An 18,516-nucleotide genomic window follows, 5' to 3' on the forward strand; every position below is an offset into this window, starting at 1 on the left:
TAGTTCAAAACTGAACAACAAGTACACTTGGGACGTGACGGACTCCCGCTGGCTCGACGACACGGAGATGGCCGCCTGGCGCGCCTTCCTGTCGGCCTCCCACCTGCTCGAACGGCGCATCGAGGAGCAGCTCAAGGCCACGGCCGGGCTGACACACCCGCAGTACGAGATCCTGGCGCGGCTGTCGGACGCGCCCGGCCGTCAGATGCGCATGACCGAGCTGGCCCGGGGCGTGGTGGTGTCGAAGAGCGCGCTGACGTACCAGATCACCCAGTTGGAGAAGGCGGGGCTGGTGGAGCGCACCACCTGCCCCTCCGACGACCGCGGGGTGCTGGCCGTGCTCACCGAGGCGGGCGAGCGCTGCCTGGAACGCGTCGCGCCCGGCCACGTGGCGGTCGTGCGGGACTACCTGATCGACCGGCTCAGCAGCGCGGAGCTGACCTCACTGACCAGCGCGATGACGAAGAGCGAACAGGCCCTCAGGACCTGACGGGGAAGCGGGCCCGCCTCTTAGGAGGCGGCCTTGGCGGCGGCGCGGGCGGCGCGTTCCATCTCGACCCTGGCGCTGGCGGCGTACTTGTCGACGTACTCCTGGCCGGACAGCTCCATCAGCGCGTACATGATCTCGTCGGTGACCGCGCGCAGGACCAGCCGGTCGTCCTCCATGCCGTAGTAGCGGGAGAAGTCGAGCGGCTTGCCGAACCTGACGCCCGGACGGATGCCGAGCTTGGGGAACACCCGCCCGGGCGGCATCATCTCGTAGGTGTTGACCACGGCCCACGGGATGACCGGCACGCGCGACTCCAGCGCGAGCCGGGCCACGCCGGTCTTGCCCTTGTACAGGCGGCCGTCGGGCGAACGCGTGCCCTCGGGGTAGATGCCCAGGATGTTGCCCTCGCGCAGGATGCGCAGGCCGGTGCGGAGCGCGGCCTCGCTGGCCTTGCCGCCGGAGCGGTCGATCGGCACGGTGCCGACGCCGCTGAAGAACAGCCGGGTGAAGAAGCCCTTGAGGCCGGTGCCGGTGAAGTAGTCGGCCTTGCCGAGCGAGATCACCTTGCGGCGGATCTGCAGCGGGCCGAAGAAGTGGTCGGCGAAGGAGAGATGGTTTCCGGCCAGGATCGCGGGCCCCTGCCTGGGTACGTTGTCGCCACCCTCCGTCCACGGACGGAAGAGCATGAGGATCGGCTTCAAGATGGCCTTGACCACCCAGTAGAACACCCGGCCACCTCTTCCGCAGGACATCATGATGGAGCAGAGTCATCTTCCCATCCCTGGCGAGATGCAACTACATCAGCTCTCGCACAATCACCCCGGAACGTGCGACGATCGGGCAGATCCGGGATGAAATTGCGTGGAGGAGCTGTTATGCCGCTCATGCCAGGCGCGGAGCCCTACCACCACCAAGCGGGTCAGGTCGGTGTGCTGCTCTGCCACGGGTTCACCGGCACGCCGCAGTCGTTGCGGCCGTGGGCCGAGTACCTGGCCGGTCACGGGGTCAGCGTGTCGCTCCCCCGCCAGCCGGGCCACGGCACCACGTGGCAGGAGATGAACCGCACCCGCTGGGAAGACTGGTACGCCGAGGTGGAGAAGGCATTCGCCGACCTCCAGGGGCGTTGCGCGGAGGTGTTCGTGGCGGGCCTGTCGCTGGGTGGCTGCCTGGCGCTGCGGCTGGCCGAGGTGCACGGGGACGCGGTCGGGGGCGTGGTGGTGGTCAACCCGTCCATCGCCGTGGACGTGCCGCTGCTGAGGCTGGCGCCGCTGCTGAAGTGGTTCCTGCCGTCGGTGCCCGGTGTCGCCAACGACGTCAAGAAGCCCGGCGTGACCGAGCTGGCCTACGCCCGCACGCCCGTCAAGGCGGCCGCGTCGCTGCCGGGGCTGTGGTCGCTGGTGCGGGCCGACCTGGCGAAGGTCACCCAGCCGCTGCTGGTCTTCCACAGCCGCGACGACCACGTGGTGAAACCGACGAGTGTGGCGATCATTCGCCAGAAGGTCCCGCAGGCCACGATCGAGGAGCTTACCGATAGCTACCATGTTGCGACGCTGGACAACGATGCCGACAGGATCTTTGCCGGTAGCCTCGACTTCATCCGGACACATGCCTCGGTACCCTTGCAGAGGGACTGATCGCACCCAGGGGGAAGTCGCGATCGCTGCGGAGAGGCCCATCTAGGTGACGCCCCAGAGTGACGAGGACGAGGTCTGGCGGCAGATCGTCGCGTCCTTCAACGACACAGCCGAGCGCGACTCGGCCGACCAGCCATGGCCGGACAGCGAGAACGTGCCCGCCGAGCCCACCCGCAGGGTGGTCAAACCCTCCGAGGAGCTCGAACTCGACCAGGACGAGCCCGACCGCGAGTCCGACCACGAACCCGACCACAACCGGGACGACGACGAGGACGAGGGGCACTTCGAGCCCCCGCCCCCGCCGCCGCTGCCCAAGCTCGACCTGCCCACCAAGCTGGCGTGGGTGGCCCTGTTCGGCGGGCCCGCCTACCTGCTGGTGGCCGCGATGGCGAGCTGGCAGATGGAGGGCTGGGCGCTGTTCACCGCGGTGGCGGCGTTCATCGGCGGGTTCGTGGCGCTGGTGGTGCGCATGGGCGACGGCCCGCCCAACGACTCCGGCTGGGACGACGGCGCCGTCCTGTAGGGCCGCCCTGTGGGGCGGCCCTCGCGACCCGGTCCGTTACGACTTGGCCGTGGTGGTGCGGGGGGCGAAGGACTCCACCACGTCGGAGTAGCGGTCGGCCGTGTCGACCGCGTGGCCGACCGCCCACAGCGCGCCCTTGCCGGCCAGGTAGGCCACCGCCTGGAGGCGCACGCTGTCGCGGCCCTTCTCGGCGGCGCCGCGGATGATCTGGCAGGCGTCCTTCTCGCAGCGCATCACGAACGGCTGGGCCGCCTGCTCCGGGTCGTAGCCGGTCATCCAGTAGCGGCCCTTGCCGTCGCCGGTGACGCCGTAGAGGCGGGCGCCGGTGGCCGGGATCGCCAGGCGCTGCCAGCGCTTGCCGTTCCAGGTGAGCACGAGCGGCGAGATCTCGCCCGGGCCGTGGTAGACGCCGCCCACGGCCACCGCGCGCTTGGAGCTGTCGACCTGGATGTCGCGCAGGTAGCCGCCGGGGACGGCGGGCACGGACATCGACTTCCAGGCCCCCGACGTGTAGTGCATGATCAGCGGCGCGCCGCCGGTGTCGCCGACGGCGAAGCCCGAGGCGACCGCGTAGAGCGCGCCCTTCTCCTTGGTCTGCTGGACGGTCCAGCTGTTGCCCTGGCCGGTGAGGATGAGCCCGGACTTCTCCCGGCTGCCGACCGCGACCACCCGGCCCTGCTTGGCGTCGATGCCGCCCAGCCAGTCGCCGGCGTGCAGCCCCTGCGGCCGGACCCGGTCGAAGCCGGTGACGTCGCCGTGGGCCAGGTAGGGCAGGCCGTCGTGCCCGTCGCCGACCGCCCACACGTCGGAGGCGCCGGCGGCGGCCAGGCCGCGCAGGTTGCCGGCGGCGGTGGCGTCGCGCACGGCCACCTCGCTCCAGGCGGTGCCGTTCCAGTGGCGGATCGTGCCGCGGTTCTTCCAGACGTCCCAGATCTCCTGCTGGCCGACCGCCCACACGTCGCCCGGCGAGACGGCGAGCACGTCGGAGAGCGAGCCGTCCGCGTCGAGGCGCGCGCTCGTCGATTTCTGCCACGCCTCGGCGGCGGGACGGGGCTCGGCATGCGCGGCGGGCGTGACCTGCGGCAAGGCCACGGACGTCGCCAGAAGGACGGAGAGCGCACGCCGCTGAGAGCGACGGGTCATGAGCAAATGCTACGGGCTGCCCCGGGCGGCTCGCCCGTCAGAGTCCAACCTGCAACTCCGCGAGCACCGGCAGATGGTCGCTGGCCCCGGCCAGATCGGCGTTCCCGGCCGCCACTCCGCCGCAGGACAGGACGCTCGTCCCGCGCGCGGCGAACACCGCGTCGATGCGCTCGGCGGGCCGGGCGGCGGGGAAGGTCAGCCCGTCGCCCGAGGGCGCGACGGCGTGGCAGTCGGTGAGCCGGGCGGCCAGGAAACGCCAGGCCGGCTGGTGACGCCGCTCGTTGACGTCGGCGCCGACCACGATCGCGGCGTCGTGCGCGGCGGCCGCCCGTTCCATGAGGGACATGGCCTCGCCCGCGTGCCGCAACCGGGCGGCGAGGTGGAGGTCGAGGTGGAGCGAGCCGACGGCCAGCCGCGCGCCGCCGATCTCGACGACGGCGACGGCGAGCACCCGCCGCTCCAGGCCGGGGAACGCCTTGAGCCGGTGGAGCCGCGCCTCCAGCACCCGGACCCGCGGCCCGGCCAGCACGCACACGCCGCCGGCGCGCCCCGGCGTGGCCACGCGCAGCCCGCCGGCCTCGGCCAGGGCCCGGCGCCTGGCCCGCCACCGGGCGAACCTGGGCGCCTCCTGGACGCAGACCAGGTCGGCCCGCATCGCGGCGAGCACCCGGCGCAACGCGGGCACGCTGTCACGCATGCTCCGCACGTTGTACGAGGCGACCCTGACCAGCACGCGCTAGCGCCGCCGGGCCAGGTCGGCGGCCCCGACCACACCCGCGGACGCGCCCAGCTCGGCCAGCCGGATCTCGGCGAGCGGCCGGTGGCCGTGGCCGGTGAGCTGCCTGGCGAACACCTCGCGGGCCTCGTCCAGGAACAGGTCGGCGGCCCGCGAGACGCCGCCGCCGACGATGAAGCAGCCGGGATCGAGCACGGCGGCCAGGTCGGCCATGCCCTGCCCGAGCCAGTCGGCCAGGCTGCGGAAGGCGGCCAGCGCGACCTTGTCGCCCAGCCGGGCGGCCTCGGTGACCTCCTCGCCCTCGATCCGGCCGCCGGACAGGCCGAGCAGGATCTCGGCGCGTTCGGGCTGCCGGGCCGCGATCTCCCTGGCCTCCTTGACCAGGGCCTGGCCGCTGGCGTACTGCTCCCAGCAGCCGAGGTTGCCGCAGCCGCACACCCGGCCCTCGGGCACGACCTGCATGTGGCCGAGCTCGGCGCCCATGCCCCAGCGGCCGCGGTAGAGGGCGCCGTCGATGACGATGCCGCCGCCGATGCCGGTGCCGAGGGTCAGGCACACCACGTGGGACTGGCCGCGCCCGGCGCCGAACGTGGTCTCGCCCCAGGCCATGGCGTTGGCGTCGTTCTCGATCACGACAGGCAGGCCGACCAGATCGCTGATCTTCTTCTGCAGCGGCTCCTCGCGCCAGGCGAGATTGGGGGCGAAACGCACGATCGAGCGGGTCTCGTCGACGAACCCGGCCGCGCCGACGCCGACCGCCTCGACGTCCCTGTCGCGTGACAGCTCGCGGACGACGTCCGCGACCGTCTCGGCGACCACGTCGGGCCGGTCGGCCGCGGTCGGCCTGAGGGTGTGTTCGACGATCTCGCCGTTGTCGTCGACCACGCCCGCGGCGACCTTGGTACCGCCGATGTCGACACCGATCGTGAGCATGCCGCGTGTCTCCCTATCCCAGATCTATGTGTTCCACGTCGCCGCGATCGCGGTCACGGGTGTCGCGCGGCCCGCGGGGGGCGGGCCTGCTCAGCGCGTCGAACGCCCCGCGCACCGCGGCGAACAGCTCGCCACCCGCGGCCACCAGGTGGCCGGTCACGTCGGAGCCCGACTCCCGCTGGGCCGCGATCGCCCGGCACACCGGGCAGGCGCGGCAGATGTACTCGTCGTGGGGCTCGGACACCGCCTCGCTCCACACGTCCTTCTCCTTGCGGGCGCCGCCGCCCGTGAAGGAGTTGTAGACGGTCTTGCCGACGTGGCGCGTGGCGCGCCCCTGGATCGTCTCGAACAGCTTGCGGGCCTCGTCGGCGACGGTGCCGATGGGATCCCTGTCGTTGTTCTCGGTCATCTGGCCCTCCCTGAGTACGGTTCGCTCATCCTGCTCAACTCATTCGGAGGCGGATTCGCTCCCCACACTGAACCGTATTCTCAGGACGCCGTCGCGGAGCACGGCGGAGCCGATCCTCCTGCGGGCCAGCGCCGCCGGCAGCGCCAGGATCCTGCGGTACGGACCGGCGGTGATGATGAGCTCGTCGCCCTTGCGGGCCAGGTCGACGTCGTCGCGGTCGGCGCCGGGCAGGGCGAGCGTCAGCTCGTCGGCGCTCAGCCGCAGCGGCGGCTCGACGGCGGGCGCCGCGAACGGGTCGGCCTCGCCGTAGACGGAGGCGCCCACCTCGGCCAGCGCGCGCCGGCCGACCGGCTCGGCGGGCAGGTAGGGAATGGTGTGGATGGGCAGCGGCGCGAACGACTCCTCGGCCTCGGCCAGCAGCCGCGACTGGGCGTCCACCCACTTGCTCCGCCACTCGTCGGCGCCGCCGGCCGGGAAGACGCGGTTGGCGATGACCGCGTCGACGCGGTAGCCGTAGAGGTTGAGCGAGGTGAGGGTGCGCCTGGCCTCGGCGAGCACCACGGCCTCGGGGGTGAGCACGAGCCGCACGGACGCGCTGTCGCCGGTGAGCAGCTCACGCACCTCCATCAGGCCGCGGTGGAAGCGCTCGGCGGCGCTCATGACGTCCTCGCCCGGCGCGCTGACCCGGGCCACGCTGCGCATGAACGGCGAGACGACCTTGACGAGCTTGCGGCCGACCGGCATGAGCCTGGTGACGTGCCAGTCGAGCGCCTCGGGCAGGGCCAGCAGCCGCAGCGTCTCGGCGGTGGGGGCGCAGTCGATCACGATGACGTCCCAGGCGCCGTGGCGGGCGTGCTCGCGCAGTTCGAGGAGGGCGATGACCTCCTCGGCGCCGGGCAGCACGGTGATCTCCTCGGAGGTGATCTCGTCGAGGCCCAGCTCGGTGAGCACGCCCCTGGCGTAGTGCTGCAGCTCTCCCCAGTGGCGCTCCAGCGTCTTCTGCGTGTCGACCTGGTGCAGGTGGAGGCCCGGCGCGATCTCGCCGGGCTCGACGGCGAGCGCGTCGGCCAGCGAGTGGGCGGTGTCGGTGGAGACGATCAGCGTCTTGAGCCCGCGCTCGGCGGCCAGTGTTGCGGTCGCGGCGGCGGCGGTGGTCTTGCCCACGCCGCCCTTGCCGGTGAAGAGCAGGACCCGGGGGCTCACCTCGGACGGCCCTCTACGCGCTTCTTCAGGCCCTTGAGCGCGGTGTCCACGATCACCTTCTCGGCCTTGCGCTTGATCATCCCGATCATGGGCACCGTGAGGTCGACGGTGAGCTCGTACGTCACGTCGGTGCCTCTGCCCGTCTCGGCAAGCTGGTAACTTCCGCGCAGGTCGCCGACCATCTTGCCCGGCTCGACCACCTGCCAGCGCACGCCCTCGTCGCCTTCCCAGGTGTAGGCGAGGGTGTAGGTGTCGTTGATCACGCCCGCGTCGAGGACGAACCGCACCCGCTCGGCACGCCCGTCGGGGCCCATGCCCACGACCTCGGCGCTCTTGATCGAACCTGCCCATTCCGGGTAGGCGGGGAAGTCGGCGATGACCGCCATGACCTCGGCGCGGGCGGCGCCGACGGTGGTGCTCGAAGTGGTGCGATCAGCCATGCGACCACCGTAATGCAGAATCCGCCCGTTGCGGCGGAGCGCCGGTCACCGGCCGCCTGGCTCACCATTCCAGGACGAACGGCTCACCCTTTCCACGGAAGTGGCCGACGTTCACGCACTCGGTGCGGCCGACGCGGGCGCGGCGGTGGAGGGGCTGGTGGACGTGGCCGAACAGGGCGTAGCGCGGCTGGGTGCGCCGGATCGCCTCCAGCGTGGCCTCGCTGCCGCGCTCGAAGCGCCTGGCCACGACGTCGTAGAGCAGCTCGGGCAGGGCGGGCGGGATGTGGCAGCACAGCACGTCGACCTCGCCGATCGCCTCGACCTTGGCGGCGTACTCGTCGTCGCCGAGCTCGTACGGGGTGCGGTAGGGGGTCTTGAGGCCGCCGCCGACGAAGCCGAAACGCAGGCCGCCGATCTCCACCACCTGGCCGTCGAGCACCTGATGACCCGGTTTGAGGTAGTCGGGCCACAGACGGGGAATGTCGACGTTGCCGTAGGTGAGGTAGGCGGGGGTGGGCATGGCGGCGAAGAGGGTGGCGTACTGGGCGCGGACGTTGCGCTCGATGTGCTCGCGAGGGTCGCCGTCGAGGGAGGCCCACAGGCGCGCCGACATGGCCCTGGCCTCGTCGAAGCGCTTGGCCGTGCGCAGGGCGATGAACTCGGCGGCCCGCTCGGCGCCGAACAGGTCGGCGAAGATGCCGTTGGAGTGGTCGTCGTAGTCGATGAAGAGGATCAGGTCGCCCAGGCACACCAGCGCGTCGGCGCCGTCGCCCGCCCGGGCCAGCGCGTCGGCCCTGCCGTGCACGTCACTCACCACGTGGACCCTCATGGGGAAATCCTAGGTGGGACGGCTGCTAGCGTGATGAACGCCCTTCATAACGCTCCCATGACGATGCTACCGACGCGTAACTTAAGGCGGTAACGTCCAGGCGGTCCCTGTAGAGGAGTTGAAAGTTCGTGCGCGAGTACAGCGTCCCCGTCCTGGTCGATGTGCCTGCCTCAGCGAGCCTGCCGGACACGGTCTTCGACCGGGCCGAGCGGGAGCCCGGCACCGTGATCATGCGCCGCAAGACCGACGACGGCTGGCCCGTGGTGACCGCGGGCGAGTTCCGCGACCAGGTGGTCGAGGTGGCCAGGGGTCTCATCGCGGCGGGGATCGAGCACGGCGACCGGGTCGCGCTGATGTCGCGCACGCGTTACGAGTGGACGCTGGTCGACTACGCCCTCTGGTCCGTGGGCGCGGTCACCGTGCCGATCTACGAGACCTCGTCGGTGGAGCAGGTCCGGTGGATCCTGGCCGACAGCGAGGCCAAGGCCGCCTTCGTCGAGCTCGACGCGCACGAGGAGACCGTCCGGGAGGCCGCGCCCGGACTGAAGGCCGTCTGGCGGGTCGAGGGGCGGCTCGACGCCGAGGGCGTGCCCGACTCGGCCGTTGAGGAGCGCAGGAAGCGGGTCGTCGCCTCCGACCTGGCCACCGTCGTCTACACCTCGGGCACCACCGGCCGTCCCAAGGGCTGCCGGATCACCCACGACAACCTGCTGTTCACCGCGCTCAACGTGCTGCGCGGCCCGCTGGAGCCGCTGTTCAGCTCCAAGGACCCGGCGGCGCTGCTGTTCCTGCCGCTCGCGCACATCTTCGCGCGGATGATCCAGGTGGTGCTGGTCGAGGCCGGCGCGATCATGGCGCACACCCCGAACATGAAGAACGTCGCCCCCGACCTCCAGGACTTCAAGCCGACGTTCCTGCTGGGCGTGCCGCGCGTGTTCGAGAAGGTCTACAACGGCGCCGAGCAGAAGGCCGCCGCGGGCGGCAAGGGCAAGATCTTCGCCCGCGCCGTCGACGTGGCGGTGGCCTGGAGCAAGGCCGAGGCGTCCGGCGGCGCGCCGCTCGGCCTGCGCCTGCGCCACCTGCTGTTCGACCGGCTGGTCTACGCCAAGCTGCGCGCGGCCACCGGCGGCCGGCTGTCGGCCGCGGTCTCCGGCGGCTCGGCGCTCGGCGACCGTCTCGGCCACTTCTTCAGGGGCGTCGGCATCGAGGTCTTCGAGGGCTACGGCCTGACCGAGACCTCCGCCCCCGTCTCGGTCAACATGCCGGGCGCCAACAAGATCGGCACGGTCGGCAAGCCGCTGCCCGGCGTCTCGATCCGCATCGGCGACGACGGCGAGATCCTGGCCCGCGGCCGCAACGTCTTCCACGGCTACTGGAAGAACGACGCGGCCACCGCCGAGGCGGTCGACGCCGAGGGCTGGTACCACACGGGCGACGTGGGCGAGCTCGACGCCGACGGCTACCTGCGCATCACCGGCCGCAAGAAGGAGATCCTGGTGACGGCCGCGGGCAAGAACGTCGCCCCCGGCCCGCTGGAGGACGCGCTGCGCGCCCACCCGCTGGTCTCCCAGGCCATGATCGTCGGCGAGGGCCGTCCCTTCGTCGCCGCGCTGGTCACGCTCGACCCCGAGGCGACGCCCGCCGGCCGGAGCGTGGCCGAGCTGCGCGCCGACCCGGCGATCCTGGCGCAGGTCCAGGAGGCCGTCGACCGGGCCAACAGCACGGTGTCGAAGGCCGAGCAGATCAAGAAGTTCACGATCCTCGACGCCGACCTCACCGAGGAGAGCGGCCACCTGACGCCGACGCTGAAGGTCAAGCGCAACCTGGTGATGCGCGACTACGCCAAGGAGATCGACGAGCTCTACGGCCACTGAGCCGTCAGGCGGCCCCCACCAGCTCGCCGGCCCGCTCGGTCGCGGTCAGGATCGCGGCCAGGGCCTGGCGGGTGGCCTGGAGCTCGGCCAGCTGCTCGTCCAGGCCGGCGAGCCGGCCGCGCAACTGGCCCAGGGTGCACGCGTCCAGCACGTCGCCGGAGCCGGAGGCGCACGGAAGCACGTCCTTGATGACCTTGGTCGGCAGGCCGGCGGCCAGGAGGGTGCGGATGCGGCGGACCACGACGGGCGCGTCCGTGCCGTAGCGCCGGTGACCGCCGTCGGCCCGGAACGAGGTCAGCAGGCCCTGCTCCTCGTAGTAGCGCAGCAACCGGGGGCTGACCCCGGTCTCCGCCGAGAGAGCGCCGATCTTCACGTGATGCTCCTCACACCCGCTTGCATCTCACATCCATGTGAGCTTCTAGCGTGACGTCCATGAGAGAAATTCCTCGCGAAACTGTACAGACGTTCACCATTGGCGGAGACCTTGAGGTGCGCCGGATCGGCTACGGGTCGATGCGGCTGGCCGACGCCCCCGACCCTTCGCGCTCGGCCCTGGAGGCGCCCGTCTGGGAGGCGCCGGCGGACCGGGCGGGCGCCGTGGCCGTGTTGCGCCGGGCGGCCGAGCTGGGGGTGAACCTCTTCGACACCGCCGACTCCTATGCGCTCGGCGCCAACGAGGAGCTGATCGCCGAGGCGCTGCACCCGTACGGGGACGGCGTGGCGGTGGCCACCAAGATCGGCGTGCTGCGGCCCTCGCCCGCCGAGTGGGTGCCGCTCGGCCACCCGGCCTACCTGCGCCAGCAGGCCGAGCTGAGCCTGCGCCGGCTGCGGGTGGAGCGCATCGACCTGCTCCAGCTCCACCGCCTCGACCCCGCCTACCCGCTCGCCGACCAGATCGGCGCGCTCAAGCAGCTCAGGGACGAGGGCAAGGTCCGGCACATCGGCCTGTCGGAGGTGAGCGCCGAGGAGCTGCGCCAGGCGGCGGAGATCACGCCGATCGCGGCCGTGCAGAACATGTACAACCTGGCCACCCGGCAGCACGAGGACGTCGTGGACCACGCCGCCGCGCACGGCATCGCGTTCCTGCCCTTCTTCCCGATCGCGGCGGGCTCCCACGCCGGGCCCGGCACGCCGCTGGCGGCGGTGGCGGCCGAGATCGGCATCACCCCGGCCCAGGCGTCGCTGGCCTGGCTGCTGCGCCGCTCCCCCACCGTGATCCCGATCCCGGGCACCTCCTCGATCGGCCACCTGGAGGAGAACGTGGCGGCGCTGTCGGTCAAGCTCTCCGACGAGCAGTACGACCGGCTGTCGGCGGCGGTCGCTTGAGGCCGCCGTCCGGGGGCGGGCCCGTCGCCGGATGACGGGCCCGCTACCCGGTGACGGGCCGCGCCTGTGCCAGGACGAGCCGGCCCGCCCGCTCCGACAGCGCCTGTCTGGCCGCCTCCGGCAGGCCGGTGTCGGAGACGACCACGTCCGCCTCGTCGAGCCGGGCGATCGTGCTGATGCCGACGGTGCCCCACTTGGTGTGGTCGGCCAGCACCACGAGCCTGGAGGCCGCCTCGACCAGCGCCCGGTCGGTCTCGGACTCCATCATGTTGGGCGTGGTGAAGCCCGCCCTGGCGGTCATGCCGTGCACTCCCAGGAACAGCAGGTCCACGTTGAGCTGGCGGATCGCGGCGACCGCGACCGGGCCGACGAGCGCGTCCGAGGGGGTGCGCACGCCGCCGGTGAGCACGACCGTCTGGTCGGGGCGGCCGGCGTGCTGGAAGACGTCGGCGATCCGGACGGAGTTCGTCACGACGGTCAGCCCCGGGACCTGGCCCAGGTGGTGGGCGAGCGTCCAGGTGGTGGTGCCGGCCGACAGGGCCACGGCCGTGCCCGGACGTACGAGCGCGGCGGCGTGCCCGGCGATGGCCTGCTTCTCCTCCTCCTGCTGCACGGACTTGGCCGCGAAGCCGGGCTCGTTGGTGGAGCCGATGGTGGTCGCGCCGCCGTGCACCTTGGCCAGCAGGCCGCGCTCGGCCAGCAGCTCCAGGTCGCGTCGGATCGTGATGTCGGAGACGCCGAACGTGCGCACCAGGTCCACGACCCTGACGCCGCCGTTCTGCCGGACGAGGTCCAGGATCGCCTGCTGACGCTGCGGGGCGAGCATCGCATCACCAGATCCCAACAGGTTCCGACACCATCCCGTTCGCATCATGACATGACAGCGACCTGGTGAATGCGTCGAAAACGTCATGAAACAGTGCGTTGACAGCAGTGAAAGTTCGTCTTTCGATGAATGGGTGTGAGCGAACTCGGGGGAATCTGAAGGGTCCGGCAAGGAGGAACCACCATGGACCGACGTATGCCGATCTCCCGCCGCCGTCTACTCCTCGGAGCCGCCGCCTTCGGCGTGCCCGCCGTGCTCGCCGGCTGCGGGTCCGGCAGCCCCTCCCCCGCGCCCGGCAGGTCGTCCGGCGGCGGGCTCGGCACGGTCACCATCGGCTCGAACGCCTCCGACGAGGTCCCCAAGAAGGCCCTGGAGACCGTGCTCAAGGGCTTCACCCAGGCCGTCCCGAAGGTCAACACGGTCGACCACAACACGTTCCAGGAGAACATCAACCGCTATCTCAAGGGCACGCCCGACGACGTGTTCACCTGGTTCGCCGGCTACCGGATGCAGTTCTTCGCCCAGCAGGGCCTGGCGACCGACATCTCCGACGTGTGGCAGGAGATCGGGGGCGACTACACGCAGGCGTTCAAGGACCAGTCGACCGGCATCGACGGCAAGCAGTACTTCGTGCCGTTCACCTACTATCCGTGGGCCGTCTTCTACCGCAAGAGCCTGTGGCGGGCCAAGGGGTACGAGCCGCCGAAAACCCTGGACGAGTTCACCGCCCTGGCCAGGAGGATGAAGGCCGACGGACTGGTGCCGATCGCGTTCGCCGACAAGGACGGCTGGCCGGCGATGGGCACGTTCGACATCCTGAACATGCGCACGAACGGCTACGACTTCCACATCTCGCTCATGGCCGGCAAGGAGTCGTGGACCGACCCCCGGGTCAAGCAGGTCTTCGACACCTGGCGGGGGCTGATGGAGTTCCACCAGCCGGCCGCCCTCGGGCGCACCTGGCAGGAGGCCGGGCAGTCGCTCGCGCAGAAGAAGACCGGCATGATCCTGCTCGGCATGTTCGTCGCCCAGCAGTTCCCCGAGGCCGACCGCGACGACCTCGACTTCTTCACCTTCCCCGAGATCAACCCCGCGTACGGCACCGACTCGATCGACGCCCCCATCGACGGCTACATGATCTCGGCCAAGGCCAGGAACGTGGACGGCGCCAAGGCCCTGCTCAGGCACCTGGCCAAGGGCTCCTCCCAGAACGAGGCGACCAAGCTCGACCCCGGCACGCTCGCCGCCAGCTCCAAGGCCGACACCGGCGGCTACAGCGCCCTGCAGAAGCGCGGCGCGGAGCTGGTCTCCCAGGCCACCCACCTGGCGCAGTTCCTCGACCGCGACACCCGGCCGGACTTCGCCTCGACCGTGATGATCCCCTCCCTCCAGGCGTTCGTCGGCAAGCCGGACGAGATCGACTCCCTGCTGGTGAGCATCGAGAAGCAGAAGGCCAACCTCTTCCGCTGATGACCGTCAAGACCCGTCGCTACTCCGCCCGCGACGTGACCGTCCTGGTCATCGGGCTGGGGATGGCCGTCATCGTCAACGTGGGCCTCATCTGGGGGCCCACGCTGGCCTCCGCCGCGCTGTCCGGCACCGACTGGAACGGCATCGGGCCGATCGAGTGGGTGGGCGGGCGCAACTACCACGACCTGGCCACCGCCTACCCGCCGTTCTGGTCGGCCGTGCGCAACAACGTGCTGTGGCTGGGCTTCCTGGGGCTGGTCGCGACGCCGTTCGGGCTGTTCTGCGCGGTGCTGCTGGACCGGCGGCTGCGGCTGTCGCGGGTCTACCAGAGCGCGCTGTACATGCCGGTCGTGCTGTCGCTGGCCGTGGTGGGCTTCATCGCGCAGCTCGTCTACTCCTCCGACTACGGCGTGCTGAACGCGGTGACCGGCCTGACCGTGGACTGGCTGGGCGACCGTTCGATCAACATCTGGGTCGTGATGCTCGCGGCCGGCTGGCGGCACGTCGGGTACGTCATGATCATCTATCTGGCCGGGCTCAAGGCCGTGGACCCGGCGCTGAAGGAGGCCGCCGCCATCGACGGGGCCACCGAGGCGCAGGCCTTCTTCCGCGTGGTGTTCCCAACGCTGCGGCCGGTCAACGTGATCGTGCTGGTCATCACCGTGATCGAGGCGCTGCGCGCGTTCGACATCGTCTACGCCGTCAACAAGGGCAGGAACGGCCTGGAGCTGCTGTCGGTGCTGGTCACCGAGAACATCGTGGGCGAGGCCAGCCGCATCGGCTTCGGCTCGGCCATCGCCGTGATCCTGCTGGCGACCTCGCTGGGGTTCATCGTCACGTACCTGTCGCAGCTGTTCAAGGAGGAGCGATGACGCTCACCGCGCCCGCCCCCGCTCCCCCGGCCCAGGGCCGGCGCGCGCCCGCGCGCCGGCCCGTGCGGCCGCTGCGGATCCTGCTGCACGCCTTCCTGGCGCTGGTGGCGCTGGGCTGGTTCCTGCCGCTGGCCCTGTCGCTCTACGCCTCGCTGCGGCCATACGAGGAGACGGCCAGGCTGGGCTACTTCTCGCTGCCCGAGCATCTCACGCTGGACTACTACGCCAAGGCGTGGAGCCAGGCCGAGCTGCCCCACTACTACCTGAACACGCTGATCATCGTCGTCCCCGGGCTGCTGGTGACGCTGTTCCTGGCCTCGTTCACGGCGTTCGCCGTCGCGCGGGTGCGCGTCCCCGGGCGCAAGGTGCTGCTGATCGTGTTCACCGCCGGGAACCTGATGCCGCCGCAGGTGCTCATCACCCCGCTCTACTCCCTCTACACGCTGGTGCCGCTGCCCGCCTGGCTGTCGGACTCCCAGTCGCTCTACGACTCCTACCTCGGGCTGATCCTCATCCACGTGGCGTTCCAGTTCGGCTTCTGCGTCTTCGTCATCGCCAACTTCATGCGGACGATCCCCGAGGAGATCACCGAGGCGGCCCTCGTGGACGGCGCGAGCGTGTGGAAGCGCTACTGGCGGCTCACGCTGCCGCTGTGCCGGCCGGTGCTGGCGGCGCTGGCCACCCTGGAGTTCACCTGGATGTACAACGACTTCCTGTGGGCGCTGGTGCTGATGTCCTCGGGCGACAAGCTGCCGGTGACCTCGGCGCTGAACAACCTGCGCGGCCAGTTCTTCACCGACTACAACCTGCTGGCGGCCGGGTCCGTGCTGGTGGCGCTGCCCACGCTGATCGTCTTCCAGCTCCTGCACAAGCAGTTCGTCGCCGGGCTCACGCTGGGGTCCACCAAAGGTTAGAGGAGGGCCCAGAGAAGGGCTCAGAGAAGGGCATGGAAGCGGGTGGCGACCTGGTCCCACGTCCACTCGCGGGTGATCCAGTCCCGGCCGCACGCGCCCATCTTGCGCGCCCGCGCCGGGTCGGCGAGCAGGTCGACGACGGCCTGGGCGACGTCCGCGACGTCCTCGCCGTCCACGACCAGGCCGGTCTCCCCCGGGCGTACGGCGTCCGGCGCGCCGCCGGAGTTGCCCGCGACCACCGGCAGGCCGGTCGCCGACGCCTCCAGGAAGACGATCCCGAGGCCCTCGACGTCCACGCCGTTCCAGCGGGTGCGGCAGGGCATGGCGAAGACGTCCGCCGCCGCGTAGTAGCCGGGCAGGCTCGCGGCGGGGACCGTACCGGTGAACCTGATCGACTCGCGGCCGCCCGCCATGCGCTCCAGCCGCGACCGGTACGGGCCGCCGCCCACCAGCAGCAGCACCGCGCCCGGCACCGCGCGCAGCACGCGGGGCCAGGCCCGGATGAGCTGGTCCTGGCCCTTGCGCGGGACCAGCCTGGACACGCAGGCGACCACCGGCCGGCCGTCGAGGCCCAGCGCCGCCTTGGCGGCCCGCGGGTGGAACTGGTCGGCGTCGACGCCGGGCGCCAGGCGTACGAGCTTGTGCGCGGGGATCGCCGCCGCCAGGCGCTCGCGCGTGTAGTCGCCCAGGTAGGTGACCACGTCGGCGTGCGCGCCGATCCTGCGCAGCACCGAACGGAAGCCCGGCGCGCCCGCCCACGACGCCTCGTGGCCGTGGGTGAGCATCACCACCCGCCGCGCGCCCGCCGCGCGCAGGCGCGGCGCGAGCAGGCCGAGCGGCGCCGCCGCGCCGAAGACCACGGTCTCGGCACGGTGCTCGGCCACCAGCCCGGCCGCCGTGCGCGCGACGGCCGGAGTGGGCAGCATCAGCCGCGTCGGGTGCCGTACGACCCGGTACGGCTGACGCCGGTCGAACTCCTCGCACCCCGGCCAGGTGGGGGCGTAGACCGCCACACCCGGTGTGCGGAGCGCGAGTCCGTGCACGAACGACTGGATGCCGCCCGGTCTGGGCGGGAAGTCGTTCGTCACGAAGACCACGTTGGTCACGGTTCGGGGACGCCGTTCAGCTTCGCCCACGACCGGGCCAGGGCGATGCGCTCGGGGGTGGAGGGATGGGAGGCATAGAGCACATATTCCACCGCATCCGGCGACAAGTCGGAAATGTTGGTTATGGCCAGGCGTTTTTGCATCGCGACGAACGTGGCCGGGTCCCTGGTGAGGTCGAGGGCGTGCACGTCGGCCCGCGCCTCCACGTGCCGCGTGATCAGGTTCTGGGCCGGGTCGGTGACCATCGAGCCCAGGGTCATCAGGCCCATGAGCACGCCGATCGCCCGCGGGTCGGCGACCGAGGCGATCCCCGTACGCCGCCGCAGCGGGCCGACCAGCAGGAACAGGACGATCGTGCCCCACCCGGCCAGCAGGCCGCCGAGCAGCGTGCCGTCGAGCACGTCGGCGTGCTTGGCGTGGCCCAGCTCGTGCGCGACCACCAGCTCGACCTCCGACTCCGGCGCCTTCAGCAGCGTGTCGTAGACGACGATCCGGCGCGTGGCCCCGAAGCCCGACACGTACGCGTTGAGCGCCGTGGTGCGCCGCGAGGCGTCGGCGACCAGCACGTCCTTGACCGGGACGCCGTCCCGCTCGGCCATGGCCAGCAGGTCCGACCGCAGCGAGCCCTGCGGCATGGAGGTGAAGTCGTTGAACAGCGGCTCGAACACCACCGGGTAGACGTACGACACGCCCAGCGTGAGCGCGAACGCGCCCACGGCGGCCGGGATCCACCAGCGGCGCACCTTGCGCGCCAGCGCCACCAGGGCGAGCAGCATGACGGACAGCAGCACCACGCCGACGCCGGTGTTCTTGAGCCGGTCGACGGTCCAGCCCGCCCAGTCCTGGGTGGACAGGCCGTAGTCGCGCAGGATCGTCTCGAACCACATGCCGAGCGGCCACCGCAGCACCTCGGTGATCGCGGTGAGCACCACCACGCCGAGGACCACCCGCACCCACCACGGGCCCCTGAGCACCCCCAGCACCTTCGCCGCGAACGGCGTCAGGACCAGCAGCCCGGCGAACAGGACCGTGAGGCCGAGCGAGATGTAGCCGGGCAGGGAGGTGGCGGCGTCGAACGCCTGCGCCCTGGCGATCTGGGCGGCGCTGAAGTCGCGGGCGGGGTCGGGGGTGACGGCGGGCGCGCCGGCGGCCAGGACCCGCCACGGGGTGGTGAACGCGGCCACGGCCAGGATCACGCCGCCGACCAGGGCCAGGGCGATGCCTGCGGCGCGCCTGGAGCGGGATTCGGCGCGTTGCCGTTCTCGGGCGATCAGGTGTTCCGCCGTTCCTACCAGGTCGCCGGGGCGGCCCGTGCCGTCCTTTCCGCCTTCACCACCCTTGCCACGCTTGCCGCCTTTGCCGCCTTTGCCGTCGCCTCGGCCCTTGCCGGGCTTGCCCGGGGCGTCCGCGCTCTCGGCGGGGTTCTCGGCGGGGTTCTCGGCGTCCTTCGCGTGGGGGCGCTCGTCGGGGGTGGGGGGATGGAGGTGGCGGGGGTCCTCGGTGTCGGGGTCGGCGTCCGCGTCGGGGCGTTCGCCGGGGGTGGGGCCGGAGGTGTCCGGGTCGTCCGGGTCGTCGGGGTGACCTGGGGACTCAGGGGGTTCGGTGGTGCCGGAGGGTTCCGGCGGGCCGCCGTCGCCGGGGCGCCCGTCCTCGTCGTCCCTGATGGCCACACCGCCGCCGTGGCCCGCCGCGACCGCCGTACCGGGCTCGTCGGCCCCTCTGGCGACCGCTCCCGCAGGCTCGTCCCCCTCCCGGGGCGGGTCGTTCCGCTCGCTCATCTGCCTCCCC

Annotated in this window: 20 protein-coding genes; 8 read left to right on the top strand and 12 right to left on the bottom strand. The window is 71.6% G+C overall.

What is annotated here, in order from left to right; all coding sequences use genetic code 11:
- Positions 1 to 34 precede the first annotated feature (34 nt).
- Positions 35 to 490, top strand: coding sequence for a MarR family winged helix-turn-helix transcriptional regulator (locus ACWCSU_RS12165; RefSeq protein ID WP_449934969.1), 456 nt, complete (start codon positions 35 to 37; stop codon positions 488 to 490).
- A 20-nt stretch (positions 491 to 510) separates the two neighbouring features.
- On the opposite strand, the gene ACWCSU_RS12170 is transcribed toward ACWCSU_RS12165, so the two are convergent.
- Positions 511 to 1,218 carry a lysophospholipid acyltransferase family protein gene (locus ACWCSU_RS12170; protein ID WP_449934970.1) on the bottom strand — a complete coding sequence of 236 codons (708 nt, stop codon included), beginning with the start codon at positions 1,216 to 1,218 and terminating at the stop codon, positions 511 to 513.
- Positions 1,219 to 1,365: 147 nt separating this feature from the next.
- On the opposite strand from ACWCSU_RS12170, the gene ACWCSU_RS12175 reads away from it, so the two are divergent.
- Positions 1,366 to 2,124, top strand: a complete 759-nt coding sequence (locus ACWCSU_RS12175; protein WP_357700581.1) for an alpha/beta hydrolase — start codon at positions 1,366 to 1,368, stop codon at positions 2,122 to 2,124.
- 46 nt (positions 2,125 to 2,170) lie between these two features.
- Positions 2,171 to 2,647: a DNA translocase FtsK 4TM domain-containing protein gene (locus ACWCSU_RS12180; RefSeq protein ID WP_357700583.1), complete on the top strand. Its 477-nt coding sequence runs from the start codon at positions 2,171 to 2,173 to the stop codon at positions 2,645 to 2,647.
- Between the two features lie 36 nt (positions 2,648 to 2,683).
- Here the strand turns inward: ACWCSU_RS12180 and ACWCSU_RS12185 are convergent, their stop codons facing one another.
- The 7 genes from ACWCSU_RS12185 to ACWCSU_RS12215 all read right to left on the bottom strand — a co-directional run bounded on the left by ACWCSU_RS12185 (position 2,684) and on the right by ACWCSU_RS12215 (position 8,340).
- Positions 2,684 to 3,790, bottom strand: a complete 1,107-nt coding sequence (locus tag ACWCSU_RS12185) for a hypothetical protein (RefSeq protein WP_449934971.1) — start codon at positions 3,788 to 3,790, stop codon at positions 2,684 to 2,686.
- A gap of 37 nt (positions 3,791 to 3,827) precedes the next feature.
- On the bottom strand, positions 3,828 to 4,487 hold the full coding sequence (locus ACWCSU_RS12190) for an endonuclease/exonuclease/phosphatase family protein (RefSeq protein WP_364091328.1): 660 nt from the start codon (positions 4,485 to 4,487) through the stop codon (positions 3,828 to 3,830).
- A 39-nt stretch (positions 4,488 to 4,526) separates the two neighbouring features.
- Positions 4,527 to 5,459, bottom strand: a complete 933-nt coding sequence (locus tag ACWCSU_RS12195) for an ROK family glucokinase (RefSeq protein WP_357700588.1) — start codon at positions 5,457 to 5,459, stop codon at positions 4,527 to 4,529.
- A gap of 13 nt (positions 5,460 to 5,472) precedes the next feature.
- Positions 5,473 to 5,868, bottom strand: a complete 396-nt coding sequence (locus tag ACWCSU_RS12200) for a hypothetical protein (RefSeq protein WP_449934972.1) — start codon at positions 5,866 to 5,868, stop codon at positions 5,473 to 5,475.
- Between the two features lie 39 nt (positions 5,869 to 5,907).
- Complete coding sequence (locus ACWCSU_RS12205) at positions 5,908 to 7,071, bottom strand: ArsA family ATPase (RefSeq protein ID WP_357700590.1); 1,164 nt, start codon at positions 7,069 to 7,071, stop codon at positions 5,908 to 5,910.
- On the bottom strand, positions 7,068 to 7,511 hold the full coding sequence (locus ACWCSU_RS12210; protein ID WP_357700592.1) for an SRPBCC family protein: 444 nt from the start codon (positions 7,509 to 7,511) through the stop codon (positions 7,068 to 7,070). The genes ACWCSU_RS12205 and ACWCSU_RS12210 overlap by 4 nt, the downstream gene beginning before the upstream one ends.
- A gap of 61 nt (positions 7,512 to 7,572) precedes the next feature.
- Complete coding sequence (locus tag ACWCSU_RS12215) at positions 7,573 to 8,340, bottom strand: metallophosphoesterase family protein (protein ID WP_357700594.1); 768 nt, start codon at positions 8,338 to 8,340, stop codon at positions 7,573 to 7,575.
- A gap of 128 nt (positions 8,341 to 8,468) precedes the next feature.
- On the opposite strand from ACWCSU_RS12215, the gene ACWCSU_RS12220 reads away from it, so the two are divergent.
- The gene (locus ACWCSU_RS12220) at positions 8,469 to 10,214 is read left to right on the top strand and encodes an AMP-dependent synthetase/ligase (protein ID WP_357700596.1); all 1,746 of its coding nucleotides are present in this window, start codon (positions 8,469 to 8,471) and stop codon (positions 10,212 to 10,214) included.
- 4 nt (positions 10,215 to 10,218) lie between these two features.
- Here ACWCSU_RS12220 and ACWCSU_RS12225 read toward each other — a convergent pair whose 3' ends face one another.
- Entirely contained in the window at positions 10,219 to 10,587 is a 369-nt protein-coding gene (locus ACWCSU_RS12225) for a MerR family transcriptional regulator (protein ID WP_449934973.1), read from the bottom strand.
- Between the two features lie 59 nt (positions 10,588 to 10,646).
- Here ACWCSU_RS12225 and ACWCSU_RS12230 point away from each other — a divergent pair, with 59 nt between their 5' ends.
- The gene (locus ACWCSU_RS12230; protein ID WP_449934974.1) at positions 10,647 to 11,540 is read left to right on the top strand and encodes an aldo/keto reductase; all 894 of its coding nucleotides are present in this window, start codon (positions 10,647 to 10,649) and stop codon (positions 11,538 to 11,540) included.
- 43 nt (positions 11,541 to 11,583) lie between these two features.
- On the opposite strand, the gene ACWCSU_RS12235 is transcribed toward ACWCSU_RS12230, so the two are convergent.
- A complete protein-coding gene (locus ACWCSU_RS12235) occupies positions 11,584 to 12,366 on the bottom strand; it encodes a DeoR/GlpR family DNA-binding transcription regulator (protein ID WP_357700600.1) in 783 nt (260 codons plus the stop codon).
- A 183-nt stretch (positions 12,367 to 12,549) separates the two neighbouring features.
- Here ACWCSU_RS12235 and ACWCSU_RS12240 point away from each other — a divergent pair, with 183 nt between their 5' ends.
- Genes ACWCSU_RS12240 through ACWCSU_RS12250 form a run of 3 tightly spaced genes read left to right on the top strand, consistent with a single transcriptional unit; the run spans position 12,550 to position 15,622 of the window.
- Positions 12,550 to 13,836 carry an ABC transporter substrate-binding protein gene (locus ACWCSU_RS12240; protein WP_449934975.1) on the top strand — a complete coding sequence of 429 codons (1,287 nt, stop codon included), beginning with the start codon at positions 12,550 to 12,552 and terminating at the stop codon, positions 13,834 to 13,836.
- A complete protein-coding gene (locus ACWCSU_RS12245) occupies positions 13,836 to 14,708 on the top strand; it encodes a carbohydrate ABC transporter permease (protein ID WP_357700604.1) in 873 nt (290 codons plus the stop codon). Before ACWCSU_RS12240 ends, ACWCSU_RS12245 begins: the two co-directional genes overlap by 1 nt.
- Positions 14,705 to 15,622 carry a carbohydrate ABC transporter permease gene (locus tag ACWCSU_RS12250; protein ID WP_357700606.1) on the top strand — a complete coding sequence of 306 codons (918 nt, stop codon included), beginning with the start codon at positions 14,705 to 14,707 and terminating at the stop codon, positions 15,620 to 15,622. The genes ACWCSU_RS12245 and ACWCSU_RS12250 overlap by 4 nt, the downstream gene beginning before the upstream one ends.
- Before the next feature lie 20 nt (positions 15,623 to 15,642).
- On the opposite strand, the gene ACWCSU_RS12255 is transcribed toward ACWCSU_RS12250, so the two are convergent.
- Together ACWCSU_RS12255 and ACWCSU_RS12260 are read right to left on the bottom strand one after the other, a co-directional pair.
- Positions 15,643 to 16,728 carry a glycosyltransferase family 4 protein gene (locus tag ACWCSU_RS12255; RefSeq protein WP_449934976.1) on the bottom strand — a complete coding sequence of 362 codons (1,086 nt, stop codon included), beginning with the start codon at positions 16,726 to 16,728 and terminating at the stop codon, positions 15,643 to 15,645.
- Complete coding sequence (locus ACWCSU_RS12260; RefSeq protein WP_449934977.1) at positions 16,725 to 18,506, bottom strand: M48 family metalloprotease; 1,782 nt, start codon at positions 18,504 to 18,506, stop codon at positions 16,725 to 16,727. The genes ACWCSU_RS12255 and ACWCSU_RS12260 overlap by 4 nt, the downstream gene beginning before the upstream one ends.
- Between the last annotated feature and the right edge of the window lie 10 nt (positions 18,507 to 18,516).

Source organism: Nonomuraea sp. NPDC001699, from assembly GCF_053596455.1.